Source organism: Streptomyces lienomycini, from assembly GCF_027947595.1.
GTDB lineage: Bacteria > Actinomycetota > Actinomycetes > Streptomycetales > Streptomycetaceae > Streptomyces > Streptomyces lienomycini.
Genome location: NZ_CP116257.1, coordinates 4369579 through 4383964, shown reverse-complemented (window position 1 = coordinate 4383964; position 14386 = coordinate 4369579). Strand labels below are relative to the sequence as shown.

Genomic DNA, 14386 nt, shown 5'->3' with positions numbered 1-14386 from the left:
ACCCGCACGTCCGCAGCCCGATTCGAGGAACCATGACCAGCGCCCACCGCCCGTGCTGTGCCCCCGCCGCGTCCCCGGCCGCCGTGGTCGGCACGTTCCCCCCGGCACCGGGACCCGCCGCCCGCCCGCGCTCGACCCGCGGCCAGGTGCGCCTGCCGGGCGGTGGGTTCGCGATGGGGGACGCCTTCGGGGAGGGGTATCCGGCCGACGGCGAGACGCCCGTCCACGCGGTGCGTCTCAAGCCCTTCCACATCGACGAGACCGCCGTCACCAACGCCCGGTTCGCCGCCTTCGTCAAGGAGACCGGCCACGTGACCGACGCCGAACGCCACGGCTCCTCGGCGGTGTTCCACCTGGTGGTCGCCGCCCCGGAGGCCGACGTCCTCGGCAACGCCGCCGGCGCCCCCTGGTGGATCAACGTGCGGGGCGCCCACTGGCGCCGCCCCGAGGGTGCCCGCTCCGACATCACCGGACGGCGGAACCATCCCGTCGTCCACGTCTCCTGGAGCGACGCCGCCGCCTACGCCCGGTGGGCCGGCAAGCGCCTGCCCACCGAGGCCGAGTGGGAGTACGCGGCACGCGGGGGACTGGCCGGCCGCCGCTACGCCTGGGGCGACGAGCTGACCCCCGGCGGCCGGTGGCGCTGCAACATCTGGCAGGGCCGCTTCCCGCACGTCAACACGGCCGAGGACGGTCATGTGACGACCGCACCGGTCAAGTCCTACCGGCCCAACGGCCACGGCCTGTGGAACACCGCGGGCAACGTGTGGGAGTGGTGCTCCGACTGGTTCTCGCCGTCCTACTACGCCGATTCGCCGACCGCGGACCCGCACGGTCCCGGCACCGGGACGACACGGGTCCTGCGCGGCGGCTCCTACCTGTGCCACGACTCCTACTGCAACCGCTACCGGGTCGCCGCACGCTCGTCCAACACACCGGACTCCTCGTCCGGCAACCTCGGCTTCCGCTGCGCCAACGACGCCGACGCCGACGATGCCGCCGGCGAGGCGTCCTAGCCGGTCACACCGTGCCCTCAGCCGCCCAGGATGCCCGCGGGAAGCAGGGACTGCGGGGAGGTGGCCGGGTGCCCCACCTCCAGCGACCCGAGGAGGCCGTTCAGGAGCGGGCCACCGGGCACACCCGCGGACGGGCCGGGCACGGGGGCCGCCTCGGCGAGGGGAGCGGAGACCAGCAGCGCGGTGGCCATGACGGAGAGACAGGCAAGCTTCTTGATCATGCCCGTCCCAACGAACGCGGACCCGGGGGGAAACGCTCGCCGTGCGCCGACTGGGCCACTCGGGTCCACGGCCGGATGGTGGTGGTCGGCGCGGTCGCCGGGCAGCACCGCACACGGTGGTCCACGCGGTGCTGCCCCTGGAGCAGGCGGCGTCGGCGCACCGGAGAATGGCCGCGGGAGAGGTCTTCGGCCGGATCGTGCTCACGCCGTGGGCCGGGGCAGCCGTAGGTCCCGGGACGCGCACCGGGGCGCCGCGGAGGCCGGCCGCGTCCCCGCGGCCATGATGACCCGCGAGGTAATCGACCGTTCCGCTCCGGCTCGACAGGATCGGACACACGGCGGGAACACCCGCCGGGTCCCGGCCGCGGCAGCGAGGAGCACACCATGTCCGTCACCCCCACCACCCCCGCGGGAGACCCGGTCGCCGAGGCCACCCGCTCCGTCGTCGGCGACTTCCTCGCCGCCCGCCTGGCCGGAGACACCGACCGGCTGGTGGAGCTCTTCGCCGACGAGGTCGACTGGCTGCTCGCGGACAACCCCGTCGTCCCGTGGATCCGGCCCCGCTCGACGGGAGCCGAAGCCGCCGCCCAGTTCTCGGAGTTGTCGGAGCACGTCGTGCCCGAGGACGCGCGAGCCTCGATCGACACCTTCCTCGTCGACGGCACGGACGCCGTCCTGTTCGGGCAGCTGGCGGGCACCGTACGCGCGACGGGCAAGTCCTTCGAGGGGCCGTTCGCCCTGCGCCTGACCGTCGAGGACGGCCGGATCACCCGGCACCACCTCTACGAGAACAGCGTGTCCATCGCCGAAGCCTGCGTCCCCGGCACGTGAGGGCGGGCGACCGGTCCGTGCCGGTCGCCGGGCTCAGTCCGTCCCGCGCGGCCAGACGAACACCTCGGTCCCGGGACGGCGCTCGGAGAAACGGCCCGACGGCGAGACCTCCGCCAGCAGCCGGCGCAGCTCCGCCTCGAAGCCGGCGAGCCCGGCGCCGAACAGGTGCGGGGCCGAGAACGACATCGAGAACACGCCCGCGACGACGTCGTCGCACGTACGGACCAGCGCCTGCCCGCCGGGCACGACATGGCGGTGCGGGCCGGCGAACCCCGCCGCGGCCAGTACGGCGTCCTCGCCCGAGGGCGTCCCGTGCGGCAGCACTCCCCGGCCGGCCCGGCGGACCGGACCCAGCCACCGCCGGACCAGCTCCTCGATCGCCGCCTGCGGGACCGCCGGATACGGCAGCCCGTCGACGGTCCGCCGCTCGCCCTTGAGGTCCGAGATGTGCACCAGGGCGCCGCCCGGCCGGAGCATCTCCCGGACGGCCGCCGCCACCCGTTCACGGTCCATCCAGTGGAAGGACTGCGCGAGGGTGGCCACGGTGAACCCGCCGAGCCCGCAGGGGAGTTCCTCGGCCCGCGCCCGCACCCACCGCACCTTCCCCGTCACGTCGAGCTCGGCGGCCCCGCGCGCCGCCTCGGTGAGCATCCCCGCGTCCGGGTCGACACCGACGACCTCGTCGAAGAGACCGACCAGCTCCAGGGCGACCGTGCCCGGCCCGCACCCCAGGTCGATCAGGCGGCCCCGTCCGTCGAGGTGCAGCGCCTCGGCGAGTACGTCGGCCAGGCGGGGGGCGTACGGGAGTCTCCCGCGCCGGTAGAAGGCGGCGGCACCGGAGAACAGCGTCTCGTCCCACTCCCAGTCGACCTCCATGACCGTCCGCAGCCTCCTCAGTCCCGTACGTATCGGCGGTCCGCCCATGATTCCAGCGTGCAGCCGGTGCGCCCCGCCCTGCGCCCTGTCCCGAGCCCGCGCGGCGCCGCACACTCACTTCCATGGGGGACACACACGAACCGAACCTGTTCCCGGTGCCCGGCCCCGACGGACACCGGCAGCGCCCCGCCGGCACGCCGTGCCCCTGGGAGAGCGTCGACCGGAGGCAGGCCGCCCGCGACGGTGCCACCGGGCCCGAGCCGCCGGCCCGTCCCGTCTGCCCGCACTGCGGTCTGCCCGGCGAACGCCGCCTCACCTACACCGGTCAGCACGTCCTGCTCGAACCCCTGCTCACCGTCCCCACCCACCTCGTTCCCGGCGGGCACCGCTGGCACGTCGACCCGGGCGGGCAGGCATGGAACGGCGGTCTGGACGAACCCCCGCCCGGCACCACCTGCCGCGTCCCCCACCAGCTCACCTGCCCCGGCCTCACCCTGGACGAGATCAAACCGTGGCGGTGGCTGGACACGGTGCGCGAGGAGAACGCCCGTCGGGCATGGCGGCAGGCGGACGGGGCGGACCGCCCGGACGCGCTGCCCGACGCGGGCTGACGCCCCGGCGCGTCACCGCACCGCCCGGCGAGGTGCCGCACCGCGCGTCCGCCCCCGCCCCCCACGAGTGGAGGAGCGGGAGCGGGCCCTGCCCCGGCCGGCTCAGTCGAGCGGGGCGAGAGTGAGACGGGCCTCGGCCGGGTTGCCGTCGTGCACCAGCGACTCGTGGTTGCCGACGTCGTCGAAGGCGAACGCGTACGCCTTCCCGTCGGCCATGCGGTCGTGGATGACCCGGGCGTAGTGGTTGGTCACGGAGTCCCGGTAGAAGTTCGCCGCCGAGGAGTCGGGCTGGTCGGGGTTGCTCAGCAGCGTCGACCGGTTGAACCCGGCGCACAGCGTGCGGGAGATCGGCCCGCGCACCTGGTCGTTGGGCGCGTCGAGCAGCCGGTGGCACCCGAAGACGCTGGAGGCGTCCGGTTTCTGGAAGCTGGTGACGACCGCGCCGGAGCCGTTGGTGAAGTTCATGACGTTGCCCGAGACACGCCCGAAGTACTTCGTGTCCGGCCGGTCCCCGAAGGGCGTGACGGTGAGCGTGGTCGTCGTGTACTTCTGCCAGACCCGGTTGATGTAGTCGTCCATCACCGACGCGGGCAGCGCCCCGGTCTCCACCCCGTACAGCGGAGCCAGCGCCCGCAGGACGGTGCCGTCGGGCCGGGTCTGGATCAGCCCGCTCCAGCCCGGCTGCGCCCGCAGGGCGTCGAACACCCCTCTGTAGCCACCGGCCTTGAGCTGTCCGGCGCTGGTCACACCGCCGTCGGCGCGCTGCACGCCGACCGTGTAGGGCGCCGAGAACATGTCGACCTGGGTGCTGTTCAGCCACAGTCCGTCGTTGTTGAGGGTGTACTCGGACCAGTTGAAGAGGATGTTGCGGTTGGGGTCGCTCGGGTTCTGGACGGCGGGCTGGACCAGGCCGCCCGTGGTGAGCCGGAAGTCCAGCTTCTGGCCGTAGGAGAAGTAGATGCGTCCCGACAGCTTCGGGATCCGGATGGTCTTGGTCTGTCCGGCGGCCGGTCCGGGAATGGACGCGTCCGGTGCCGGGGTGGGGGGATTGCCGCCGGCGGGCCAGGCGTGGAAGGTGCCGTTCGCGTCCGCCCAGCCCTGCTGACCCGTCGTCAGCGAGGTGCCCAGGTTGTAGATGTGGACGGCGTCACCGCGGGCGGAGTTGTTGGTGATCTTCAGGGGGATGGTGGCGGGCACCGCGGCGTCCGCGGGCGGTGCGGCGCCGAACGTGAGCAGGGCACCGGTCAGGCCTGCGGCCGCGGCCACGGCGAGCAGACGGAGTCTGAGTCGGGAGAGCACTCTCCACCTCCGTGCGGGTGTGGGGGAATTGGTCCGTACCGATTCTGAGAGCGCTCTCAGCGTTGCGCTGCGCCGCGTCCATGTCAATGCGTGGCGCAAGGGCCGACCGCCACGGACCGGTGTCGGGCCGGTCGAGGGCGCCGGTCGTCGTGACCGGCGCCCGCCCGGTGCGGCCCGGAGGCTTCCGCGGCCGGGGCGTCAACCGGACGAGGGCCGACTCGGGGCTGCCGTGGCGCCCGACGGCAGCGCTGCGGAGTCCTCGTCCCCGGCGCAACGGTGGGAGTGGACTCCGATCATCCCGACGGCGGTCAGCACCGCGGCGACGGCGGCCGCCACCCCGCAGACCGGGAACGCGGTGGCGACCGCGCGGGCGGCCGCGGTCCGGCCGTCCGGCAGGTCCGCGCCGGAGCGGTTCGCCGTGAAGGCCGACCCCGCGTTGCTCAGGGCGACCGCGCCGACGACGACCGGTCCGAGAGCGAGGCCCAGGTCGCGCAGCACGGGGGTGAGGGCGACCCCCACCACCCGCACGCCCGCGCGGTGCCCGTGGAGCCGGGGACGGTCGAGGAGTACGTCCTGCGGGACTCCCCGTTCGCGGCGACCTTCCGACCGGGGCACCGGCTGGTCGCGGAACTCTCCGACGACGAGCCGCTCGCCGACGAGCACCACGCGCTCCTGCCGCCGGACGCCGTCCACCTGCCGGTGGGGCCGCCCCGTCACCCACAAGATCTACCGCGACGCGGCGTGCCCGTCCCGGCCCGTGCTGCCGTTCACGACGGGCCCGGCCACCGCGTAGTGCCGGACTTCCGCGGCGCCCCGCCGCTCCGCCCCGGGCCACAGGCAGTCCAGGACCGAGGCGGACGGCGGGAAGAGAGCCGACGGGACGGCCTCGCGGGAGAACCACTGCCAGCGCTCGATCTTGTCGGGCTCGGTGACCCGGGGCGCACCGGCCGCCCGCTCGGTGACGGCCGCGGCGGTCACCCGGGCCAGCCCGCCCACGCCGTCGACGAGTACCGCCAGCACCCGCACGTCCGCGGGGGCCGCCGCGAGCCCGGTCTCCTCCGCCAGCTCGCGGGCGGCGGCCGTCTCGAAGTCCTCGCCCGCGTCGACCTTGCCGCCGGGCAGCTCCCAGCGCCCGTCGTGACCGAGCCCCAGCAGCACCCGCCCCTGGGGGTCCAGGACGGCGAGGCCGACGCCGGTGAGGCTCTGGGCGGCGGGGCGGGCGCGTTCGGGGCGCTCGGCGCCCGGTGCGGAAGCGTTCATCGGCTCATTCCACACCGTGGCCGCGGCCGGAAGCCACCGGGGGCAGCAGAGCGGCGGCGTCGTGGAACGCGCGGCGTACGGCGACGATCCCGTCGCCCGTTCTCGTCGGGTGCACCCGGTTGGTGAGCAGCACGGCATAGCGCTCCGTGGCCGGGTCCACCCAGAGGCTGGTGCCGGTGAAGCCCGTGTGGCCGTAGGAATCCGGGCCGAACACCTCTCCGGCGGGGGAGCCGACCGGGTCGCGGCCCTGCCAGGCCAGGGCCCGCCGCAGCGCCAGGTCGTCCGTGTGGGCGGCTGTCATCAGCGCGTAGGTGCCGGGGCGCAGCAGGCCCCGGCCGCCCGCGGCGAGTGCGGCGCCGAGCCGTTCCATGTCCGCCAGCGTGGAGAACAGGCCGGCATGGCCGCCGACCCCGCCGAGCACCACCGCGTTCTCGTCGTGGACCTCGCCCACGACCGGGCGGCCGCGCCAGGGGCAGTCCTCGGTGGCCACGGCTCGCGCCCGGCGTCCGGCGTCCGGCCGGAAGACGGTGTCGCGCATGCCGAGCGGCCCGCACACCAGTCGCTCCACGAGCGCGTCCAGCGGCGCCCCGGCCGCCGCCTCGGCGATCAGCCCGAGGACGATGAACCCCTGCGAGGAGTACTGGACGCGGGTACCGGGCCGCGCGGTCAGCGGCAGCAGACGCACCGCCTCCAGCAGTGAGGCACGGGTCGGGTGATCGCGGTAGAGAGGCACCTGCCCCGGGATTCCCGAGGTGTGCGTGAGGAGTTGACGTACCGTCAGTGCCTCCTTGTCGCCGCCCCGGTAGCCCGGCAGGTGGGTGCCCACGGTGTCGTCGAGGCCGAGCGTGCCCCGCTCGACGAGTGCCATGACCGCGAGTCCGGCGATCGGCTTGGTCACCGACGCCAGGTCCCACAGGTCGTCGCCGTCCAGGGGCGGCCCGTCCCAGCCGCGGGTGCCGGTCCAGCCCCGGTCCCGGGGGCCCCGCGCGTCTCCGACGGACCAGGCGGCGCCCGAGTAGACCCGCTGTTCGCGTCCCTCGGCGAGCAGTTCGGCCAGTACGCTCACGCCCGCTCACCGCCCGCGTCCACCACGCCGAGGGCGGGAGTGCGCGCGCCGAGCGCGGCGGACACCGTGCGCGCGGCGGCCCGCACCATCGGCCCGAACACCTCCACGCTCTCGGAGTCGAGGGTGAAGGTCAGTCCGGAGATGCCGAGCGCACCCACGGCCCTGCCCTCCGCGTCCAGGACGGGGGCTGCCACCGACCGCACGTCCGGCTCGTCGTACTCGTCGTCCACGGCGTAACCGCACAGCGCCGCCCGTGCGAGCACCGCCCGCAGCGCCGCCGGGTCGGTGAGTGTGTGCGGGGTGCGGGCCTCCAGGTCCAGCGCGTCCGGGTCGGGTCCGGCCGGATCCGGCGCTCCCAGGGCGGCCGCGGCCTCCTCGGGCGGCAGTGCGGAGAGCATGGCGAGCCCCACGCCGCAGGCGTACAGCGGCGACCGGTGGCCGGGCCGCGTACTCATCCGGTACTCGCGGGCCGGTTCCGACTGCTCCAGGTACACCGCCTCGGACGCGTGCCGCACCGCGTAGAACGCGACATGGCCGGTGCGCCGGCGCAGGTCGGCCAGGACGGGCCTGCCGAGTTCCAGGACGCGGCTGTCGCTCAGGGCCGCCGCCGCCAGACCCAGCAGCCGGGGTCCCGGACGGTAACTGCCGCCCTCCGCGGGTTCCGCGAAGCCGTACTCCGCCATGGTCCGCAGGTGCCGGTGGACGGTGGGCTTGGTCAGCCCCGTGCGGCGGGCGATCTCCCCCAACCGGTGGGGGCCGCCGGGCCGGACGAGCGCATCGAGCACCTCCATCGCCTTGTCGACGGGGCCCTTCACGAGTTCCTGGTCGACCGACCGGGTGTTGACCGCTTTCACCATGTCGCTTAGCTTAACCCAACCGCATTCCATCTGACGGAACGGAGGTGTTGTTCAATGGAACGAATTCTTCAGGGGCGCACCGTGGACCGCAGCCGTCCCAGCCGACGCCACGTCCTGCGGACCGGTGGTCTGCTGCTCGGAGCCCTCGGCGCTCCCGCGCTCCTGAGCGCATGCGGCACGACGGCCGCCGCGGACCGGGCAGGCAACGTCCTGCGGGTCTCCCAGCCGGGCGACCCGAAGACACTGGACCCGCAGAAGCAGGGCGACATGGTGTCGATGAACGTCCTGATCAACATGTTCGACACCCTCACCACCCGCGGCCGGGACAACCGGCTGCACCCCCGGCTCGCCCTGGCCTGGAAGGCCACCGACGCGCACACCTGGCGCTTCACCCTCCGGCCCGGGGTGACCTTCCACAACGGCGAGGTGTGCGACGCGCGGGCCGTCGCCTTCAGCATCGAGCGGCTGCTCGACCCCGCGACCAAGTCACCGATCGTCGAGCTGCGCTTCGTCAAGGGCGTCACCGTCGTCGACCGGCTCACCGTCGACGTTCACACCACCGTGCACGACCCCATCCTGCCCGCCAAGCTCTCCCTGTTCGGCGGCGTGGTGGTACCGCCCCGCCACCTCGCCGAGGCGGGCGACGGGGCGTTCGCCGAACACCCCGTCGGCACCGGCCCCTTCACCTTCGAGAGCTGGCGGCGCGACCACGAACTGCGGATGCGCGCCTACCCCGACCACTGGAACGGACGCCCCGCCGTCGACGGCCTCGTCTTCAGCCCCGCCCCCAACGCCTCCTCCTCCCTGGCCGCCCTGCAGAGCGGCGGTGTCGACCTCGTCGCCGGACTCACCCCCGACGCCGCCCAGCAACTCGACGGCTACGGCGGCATCACCATCGACGGCCACACCGGAATCCGCACCGCCTACCTGTCCCTCAACACCCTCGAACGCGGCCCGCTCCAGGACCGCCGGGTACGCCAGGCGCTCAACCACGCGATCGACGTCCCGCTCCTCATCAAGGCCGTGCTCGGCGGCAAGGCCACCGAGACGCCCGCACTCGTCCCGCGCGGCTCCTTCGGCTTCGACCCCACCGTCAAGCCCTTCAGCCGCTCCGTCGACACCGCGCGCGAACTGCTCGCCCAAGCCGGCCACCCGCACGGCTTCTCCACCACGCTCACCGCCTCCAACGTCGACGCCAACGTCGCCGAGGCCCTGTCCGGCCTGCTGGCCCGGGCCGGAGTGGACGCCCGGGTCAACCTGATTGACCCCGGCACCTACTCCGCCCGGCTCACCTCCGACAACCGGGGAGCACTCGGCCCGATCTACCTCGCGGCCAGCACCGTGTGGACGATGGACGGCGCGAGCATCGTCCAGTCCAACGTGCGCAGCGACCGCCGCCAGAGCCGCTGGCACTCCGCGGAGGCCGACCGCCTCATCGACACCGAGGAACTCTCCGAGGACCCCGCGGAACGCGAAGCGGCCTTCTCCGACCTGCAACGGCTGATGCGCCGTGAGGCACCCTTCGTCTTCCTCTACCAGATCGACAACATCTTCGCCCGCAACGAGCGGCCCCACTGGACGCCGGGATCCGCGGGCGTCCTCGCCATGGAGAGCGCGGAGGTGTCCCGATGAGCGCCCTCACCCTCGACGAACCACCCGCACCGGCGGCCACCCCCACCCGCCGCCCGAACCGGACGGGCCTGCTCCTCGCAGTGGTCAAGCGCCTGGCCACCGCCCTGTTCGTGCTGCTGTGCACGGCGACCGTCGCCTTCTTCCTCGTACGCCTGTCCGGCGACCCCGTGAAGATCCTGCTGCCGCCGGACGCCACGGCCGAACAGGAACAGGTCCTGCGCCACTCCCTGGGCCTGGACCAGCCCCTGTTCGCCCAGTACCTCGACTACCTCCGGGGCCTGCTCCACCTCGACTTCGGCGAATCCCTCGTCTACGGCCGGCCCGTGAGCGAGATCCTCGCCGACCGGCTGCCGGCCACCGTCGAACTGGCCGCCGCCGCACTCGCCGTGACCCTCGTCATCGCGATCCCCGCGGGGGTCCTCGCCGCCATGCGACGAGGCCGGGGCGCCGACCGCACCGTGATGACCGGCGTCCTGCTCGGCCAGTCCACCCCGCCGTTCTGGGTCGGCATCCTGCTCATCCTGGTCTTCGCCGTCTGGCTGCGCGCCCTGCCCGCCTCCGGCTACGGCACCCTCGCCAACCTGGTCCTGCCCGCCGTCACCCTCGCCGTCTACTCCGTCGCCGTCGTCGCCCGCCTGCTGCGCTCCTCGCTGATCGACGTCCTGTCCAGCGACCACATCCGCAGCGCCCGGGCCAAGGGATTCGGGCCACTGAAGGTGGTGCTCCGGCACGGACTGCGCAACGCCTCGCTGCCGGTGGTGACCGTCGTCGGCCTGGAGGTCGGCAACCTGCTCGGCGGGGCGATCCTCACCGAACGGGTCTTCTCATGGCCCGGCGTGGGCCAGCTGACCATCGAGGCGATCTCCAACCGCGACTTCCCCCTCGTCCAGGCCACCGTCCTCTTCTTCGCCGCCACCTTCGTCGTGGTGAACCTGCTCGTCGACCTCTCCTACAGCTTCCTCGACCCGAGGGTGAGGACGTCACGATGACCGTCATGTCACCGGCCGCGACCGACAAGGCCCCGGAGCGGAAGCCGTCCGGCGCCACCCGCTCCGTCGTCCTGCGCGGCCTGCTGCGCAACAAGCTCGCCGTACTGGCCCTCGCCGTGCTCGTACTCCTGCTCGTCGCCGCCCTGTTCGCGCCCCTGCTCTCCCCCTACGACCCCAACGCGCAGAACCTCCTGCTGCGGCTTCGGCCCCCCGCCTGGCAGGACGGCGGCAGCGGCGCCCACCTCCTCGGCACCGACCAGCTCGGCCGCGACATGCTCTCCCGCGTCATCCACGGCGCCCGGGTCTCCCTGCTCGTCGGCGCCGGTGCGGCACTCCTCGCCGGCGTCGTCGGCACCGTCGTGGGCCTCGCCTCCGGGTACTTCGGCGGTTGGGCCGACCGCGCCCTGATGCGGCTCGCCGACGTCCAGCTCGCCTTCCCCTCGCTGCTGCTGGCCCTCGCCATCGTCGGCTTCCTCGGCTCCGGCCTGTGGGTGGTGATCCTGGTGCTCGGCTTCACCGGCTGGGTCTCCTACGCCCGGGTCGTGCGCTCCGAGGTGATGTCGCTGCGCACCCGCGACTTCGTCACCGAGGCCCGCGCCATCGGCGTCACCGACACCACCATCATGCGCCGCCACCTGCTGCCCAACGTCATGGCGCCCCTGGCCACCATCGGCACCCTGCACGTCGCCGCCGCCATCGTCGCCGAGGCCTCCCTCAGCTACCTCGGCCTGGGCGTCCCCAAGGAGACGGTCACCTGGGGCGCCATGCTCTCCGACGGCCAGCTCTACCTGGGCACCTCCTGGTGGGTCGCCGTCTTTCCCGGCATCGCGCTGATGCTGACCTCCCTCGCCATCAACATCACCGGCGACGCCCTGCGGGACGTCGCGGACCCGAAGGCCTACCGCCGATGAGCACCGACCGACCGAGCACCGACCGACCGAGCACCGACCGACCGAGCACCGACCGACCACCGAGCACCGACCGGCCGACCACCGCCCCCGGCCGACCCGCACCCGGCCCCCACCGGGCGGCGACCGGCGCGTCCGGGCGGCCCGCGGACGAACGGCCGCTCCTGGAGATCGACGGCCTCAGCGTCGACTTCCGCCTGGAGACCTCCGTCGTCCACGCCGTGCGCGACGTCTCGCTCCACGTCCGGGCGGGCGAGACCCTCGCCGTCGTGGGGGAGTCCGGCAGCGGCAAGAGCGCCACCGCGCTGTCCGTGCTGCGTCTCAACCCGAGCCCGCCGTGCGTCTACCCGAGCGGCGAGATCCGCTTCGACGGACGCGACCTGCTGCGGCTGTCCGAGAAGGAACTCGGCCGCGTCCGGGGCCGTGACATCGCCATGGTCTTCCAGGACCCGATGACCTGCCTCGACCCGCTCCAGCGCGTCGGCGCACAGGTCGCCGAGGTGCTCAGGCACCACACCGGCATGTCCCGCGCCGAGGGCCGCGAGGCCGCCCTGGCGGCACTGGACGAGGTCGGCATCCCCGACCCGGCCCTGCGCTACCGCCAGTACCCGCACGAACTCTCCGGCGGCCTGCGCCAGCGCGTGATGATCGCGACGGCCCTGGTGGCCCGCCCCCGCGTCCTCATCGCCGACGAACCCACCACCGCCCTCGACGTCACCGTGCAGCGCCAGATCCTCGACCTCCTCGTCACCCTCCAGCACAAGCACGACATGGCCGTCGTGCTGATCACCCACGACCTCGCGGTCGTCGCCGAGACCGCCGACCGGGTCGTGGTCATGAACAAGGGCGAGGTCGTCGAGACCGGCGACGTCCTCGACGTCTTCGACCACCCGGCCGACGACTACACCCGCAAGCTGCTGGCAGCCACCCCGCGACTGGAGGCGGCATGAGCACCGACACCGGCGGCCCCACCGCGCCCGCCCGCACGGCCGACCGGCCGCTTCTCCAACTGAGCGGCCTGCGCAAGGAGTTCGGCGGCCGGCGCACGAACGTCGCCGTCGACGACGTGTCGCTCGACGTGCACGAGGGCGAGACCATGGCCCTGGTCGGCGAGTCCGGCTGCGGCAAGACCACCCTCACCCGGCTGCTCCTCGGCCTCCTCGAACCCACCGCCGGAAGCGTGCGCTTCGACGGACAGGACCTCGCCGCCCTCTCCGCGTCCGCACTGCGTGGCGTACGACGGCAGATGCAGGTCGTCCTCCAGGACCCCTACTCCAGCATGAACCCCCGTATGCGCATCACCGACATCGTCGCCGAACCCCTGGTCACCCACGACCCCGAGGCACGCGGACGACGCGCACGGCCCCGGACCAGGGAGCGGGTCGGGGAACTCCTCGAAGCCGTCGGCCTGGACGCCGGCATCCAGGACCGCTACCCGCACGAGTTCTCCGGCGGCCAGCGCCAGCGCGTCTCGATCGCACGGGCCCTGGCCCTGAGCCCCCGGCTGCTGGTGCTCGACGAGCCCACCAGCGCACTCGACGTCTCCGTGCAGGCGACCGTCCTCGACCTCCTGGCGGACCTGCAGCAACGGCTCGGACTCACCTATGTGTTCGTCTCGCACAACCTCGCCGTCGTGGCGCAGGTCGCCGACCGCGTCGCGGTGATGAGCCGCGGAAGCCTGGTCGAGGTGGGCGGGGCGCAGGCGGTACTGCGCACTCCGCGACACCCCTACACGCGGCAGCTCCTCGACGCCGTGCCCGTCCTCGATCCGCGCCGGGGCAGGCGGGCCGCGGCCCGCGCGTCCGCACCGGCGGGCGGAGCGAGCCGATGACCCGCCACGCGCTACAGGCGGGACAGCACCAGACCCGCCCCGCCGAGAAGCGCCACGTCGTCGACGGCGGCGGTCCCGACCAGCACCCGCGGCCGCTCGGCGCCCGCGAAGGCGACCGCGTCCCGCAGCCGCTCCTCCACCACGGTGCGAAAGCGCACACCGCCGTCGCGCGCCTCACCGTGCAGGATGAACAGACCCGGCGCGAAGAGCTGCTGCACGTTCACCAGCCCCAGGGCCAGGTTGTGCGCGTACTCCTCCACCACCTGCCCGGCGAGCGCGTCCCCGCCGTGCACCAGCCCGGCCAGCGACATCGCCTCCCCGAGCCCCGCGGCGCGTGCCCTGGCCCGCAGCCAGCCGGTCGTCGCCAGGGTCTTCCAGCAGCCCCGGTTCCCGCACGTGCAGCGCTCGCCGCTGGCCGACACGGTCATGTGCGCGCCGCTGCGCCCGCCGGGCGGCGCCATCACCTCGCCGTCGTAGAGGACGCCCACCCCGAGCACCTCGCCGGTCGAGACCGAAGCGAAGGTGCGCCGCCCCCGGCCCGCGCCGAACCAGCGGTCGCCGAGCACCTGGAGCCGCGCCCGGTGCTCCACCCGCACCCCGGTGCCGGTGAGGGCGCCGAGCCGCTCGGTCACCGGATAGCCGTGCAGCGCCGGCACGTCGTTGACCTCCAGGATCAGCCCCGCGTCGGGGTCCACCAGCCCCGCGGCGGCCACCCCGATCCCCTGGACCTCGTGGGCGGCGAAGACACCCGCCGCCTGGGCCAGCGCCCGGTCGATGTCCGCGGGCGCCGCGGTGGCCGCGTCGTACGACGACTCGGTGCGGTCCAGTACCCGCCCCGCCACGGACAGTACGGCCGCCGTGATCCGGCCGGGCACCAGCTCGACGGCCCCCAGCCGCCGCGGTGCCGCAGGAGCGGCGGGTTGCCGCGCGGCCTCGGGGACCAGTCGCAACGGAGAAGTTCTGTGGACCATGCGCCGACTCTGCCATGG

General features: G+C 73.9%; 16 protein-coding genes and 1 pseudogene. 9 read left to right on the top strand and 8 right to left on the bottom strand.

The window, feature by feature from the left end; genetic code table 11:
- Positions 1-32 precede the first annotated feature (32 nt).
- Positions 33-1016 carry a formylglycine-generating enzyme family protein gene (locus BJ961_RS19825; protein ID WP_271414125.1) on the top strand — a complete coding sequence of 328 codons (984 nt, stop codon included), beginning with the start codon at positions 33-35 and terminating at the stop codon, positions 1014-1016.
- Positions 1017-1033: 17 nt separating this feature from the next.
- On the opposite strand, the gene BJ961_RS19820 is transcribed toward BJ961_RS19825, so the two are convergent.
- Positions 1034-1237 (bottom strand): hypothetical protein, encoded by a 204-nt coding sequence (locus BJ961_RS19820; RefSeq protein ID WP_271414124.1) that lies wholly within the window; start codon positions 1235-1237, stop codon positions 1034-1036.
- 98 nt (positions 1238-1335) lie between these two features.
- Here BJ961_RS19820 and BJ961_RS19815 point away from each other — a divergent pair.
- Positions 1336-1446, top strand: a pseudogene (locus BJ961_RS19815) (zinc-binding dehydrogenase); the annotation flags it as partial.
- A 175-nt stretch (positions 1447-1621) separates the two neighbouring features.
- Positions 1622-2068: a nuclear transport factor 2 family protein gene (locus BJ961_RS19810; RefSeq protein ID WP_271414123.1), complete on the top strand. Its 447-nt coding sequence runs from the start codon at positions 1622-1624 to the stop codon at positions 2066-2068.
- A gap of 33 nt (positions 2069-2101) precedes the next feature.
- Here the strand turns inward: BJ961_RS19810 and BJ961_RS19805 are convergent, their stop codons facing one another.
- Positions 2102-2944: a class I SAM-dependent methyltransferase gene (locus BJ961_RS19805; RefSeq protein WP_271417103.1), complete on the bottom strand. Its 843-nt coding sequence runs from the start codon at positions 2942-2944 to the stop codon at positions 2102-2104.
- A gap of 122 nt (positions 2945-3066) precedes the next feature.
- On the opposite strand from BJ961_RS19805, the gene BJ961_RS19800 reads away from it, so the two are divergent.
- Positions 3067-3555 carry a DUF6083 domain-containing protein gene (locus tag BJ961_RS19800; RefSeq protein ID WP_271414122.1) on the top strand — a complete coding sequence of 163 codons (489 nt, stop codon included), beginning with the start codon at positions 3067-3069 and terminating at the stop codon, positions 3553-3555.
- Between the two features lie 102 nt (positions 3556-3657).
- On the opposite strand, the gene BJ961_RS19795 is transcribed toward BJ961_RS19800, so the two are convergent.
- The 5 genes from BJ961_RS19795 to BJ961_RS19775 form a co-directional block, all read right to left on the bottom strand.
- Positions 3658-4854, bottom strand: coding sequence for a glycoside hydrolase family 64 protein (locus tag BJ961_RS19795; RefSeq protein ID WP_271414121.1), 1197 nt, complete (start codon positions 4852-4854; stop codon positions 3658-3660).
- Between the two features lie 198 nt (positions 4855-5052).
- Positions 5053-5571, bottom strand: coding sequence for a hypothetical protein (locus tag BJ961_RS19790; protein WP_271414120.1), 519 nt, complete (start codon positions 5569-5571; stop codon positions 5053-5055).
- Positions 5572-5580: 9 nt separating this feature from the next.
- A complete protein-coding gene (locus BJ961_RS19785) occupies positions 5581-6114 on the bottom strand; it encodes a nucleotide triphosphate diphosphatase NUDT15 (RefSeq protein ID WP_271414119.1) in 534 nt (177 codons plus the stop codon).
- Between the two features lie 4 nt (positions 6115-6118).
- On the bottom strand, positions 6119-7180 hold the full coding sequence (locus BJ961_RS19780) for a serine hydrolase domain-containing protein (RefSeq protein ID WP_271414118.1): 1062 nt from the start codon (positions 7178-7180) through the stop codon (positions 6119-6121).
- Positions 7177-8037 (bottom strand): IclR family transcriptional regulator, encoded by an 861-nt coding sequence (locus BJ961_RS19775; protein WP_271414117.1) that lies wholly within the window; start codon positions 8035-8037, stop codon positions 7177-7179. The genes BJ961_RS19780 and BJ961_RS19775 overlap by 4 nt, the downstream gene beginning before the upstream one ends.
- A 54-nt stretch (positions 8038-8091) precedes the next feature.
- Here BJ961_RS19775 and BJ961_RS19770 point away from each other — a divergent pair, with 54 nt between their 5' ends.
- Genes BJ961_RS19770 through BJ961_RS19750 form a run of 5 tightly spaced genes read left to right on the top strand, consistent with a single transcriptional unit; the run spans position 8092 to position 13397 of the window.
- Positions 8092-9669 carry an ABC transporter substrate-binding protein gene (locus BJ961_RS19770; protein ID WP_271414116.1) on the top strand — a complete coding sequence of 526 codons (1578 nt, stop codon included), beginning with the start codon at positions 8092-8094 and terminating at the stop codon, positions 9667-9669.
- A complete protein-coding gene (locus tag BJ961_RS19765) occupies positions 9666-10658 on the top strand; it encodes an ABC transporter permease (RefSeq protein ID WP_271414115.1) in 993 nt (330 codons plus the stop codon). Before BJ961_RS19770 ends, BJ961_RS19765 begins: the two co-directional genes overlap by 4 nt.
- The gene (locus BJ961_RS19760; RefSeq protein ID WP_271414114.1) at positions 10655-11569 is read left to right on the top strand and encodes an ABC transporter permease; all 915 of its coding nucleotides are present in this window, start codon (positions 10655-10657) and stop codon (positions 11567-11569) included. Before BJ961_RS19765 ends, BJ961_RS19760 begins: the two co-directional genes overlap by 4 nt.
- Complete coding sequence (locus tag BJ961_RS19755) at positions 11566-12516, top strand: ATP-binding cassette domain-containing protein (protein ID WP_271414113.1); 951 nt, start codon at positions 11566-11568, stop codon at positions 12514-12516. The genes BJ961_RS19760 and BJ961_RS19755 overlap by 4 nt, the downstream gene beginning before the upstream one ends.
- A complete protein-coding gene (locus tag BJ961_RS19750) occupies positions 12513-13397 on the top strand; it encodes an ATP-binding cassette domain-containing protein (protein ID WP_271414112.1) in 885 nt (294 codons plus the stop codon). The genes BJ961_RS19755 and BJ961_RS19750 overlap by 4 nt, the downstream gene beginning before the upstream one ends.
- An 11-nt stretch (positions 13398-13408) precedes the next feature.
- On the opposite strand, the gene BJ961_RS19745 is transcribed toward BJ961_RS19750, so the two are convergent.
- Positions 13409-14368 (bottom strand): ROK family protein, encoded by a 960-nt coding sequence (locus tag BJ961_RS19745; protein WP_381160855.1) that lies wholly within the window; start codon positions 14366-14368, stop codon positions 13409-13411.
- Positions 14369-14386 lie beyond the last annotated feature (18 nt).

Excerpts from the sequence above, each read along its gene's own strand:
- BJ961_RS19785 (WP_271414119.1), bottom strand. The coding sequence starts at position 6,114 with ATGAACGCTTCCGCACCGGGCGCCGAGCGCCCCGAACGCGCCCGCCCC.
- BJ961_RS19800 (WP_271414122.1), top strand. The coding sequence starts at position 3,067 with ATGGGGGACACACACGAACCGAACCTGTTCCCGGTGCCCGGCCCCGAC.
- BJ961_RS19820 (WP_271414124.1), bottom strand. The coding sequence starts at position 1,237 with ATGATCAAGAAGCTTGCCTGTCTCTCCGTCATGGCCACCGCGCTGCTG.
- BJ961_RS19760 (WP_271414114.1), top strand. The coding sequence starts at position 10,655 with ATGACCGTCATGTCACCGGCCGCGACCGACAAGGCCCCGGAGCGGAAG.
- BJ961_RS19755 (WP_271414113.1), top strand. The coding sequence starts at position 11,566 with ATGAGCACCGACCGACCGAGCACCGACCGACCGAGCACCGACCGACCG.
- BJ961_RS19810 (WP_271414123.1), top strand. The coding sequence starts at position 1,622 with ATGTCCGTCACCCCCACCACCCCCGCGGGAGACCCGGTCGCCGAGGCC.
- BJ961_RS19745 (WP_381160855.1), bottom strand. The coding sequence starts at position 14,368 with ATGGTCCACAGAACTTCTCCGTTGCGACTGGTCCCCGAGGCCGCGCGG.
- BJ961_RS19825 (WP_271414125.1), top strand. The coding sequence starts at position 33 with ATGACCAGCGCCCACCGCCCGTGCTGTGCCCCCGCCGCGTCCCCGGCC.
- BJ961_RS19805 (WP_271417103.1), bottom strand. The coding sequence starts at position 2,944 with ATGGAGGTCGACTGGGAGTGGGACGAGACGCTGTTCTCCGGTGCCGCC.
- BJ961_RS19775 (WP_271414117.1), bottom strand. The coding sequence starts at position 8,037 with ATGGTGAAAGCGGTCAACACCCGGTCGGTCGACCAGGAACTCGTGAAG.
- BJ961_RS19750 (WP_271414112.1), top strand. The coding sequence starts at position 12,513 with ATGAGCACCGACACCGGCGGCCCCACCGCGCCCGCCCGCACGGCCGAC.
- BJ961_RS19765 (WP_271414115.1), top strand. The coding sequence starts at position 9,666 with ATGAGCGCCCTCACCCTCGACGAACCACCCGCACCGGCGGCCACCCCC.
- BJ961_RS19770 (WP_271414116.1), top strand. The coding sequence starts at position 8,092 with ATGGAACGAATTCTTCAGGGGCGCACCGTGGACCGCAGCCGTCCCAGC.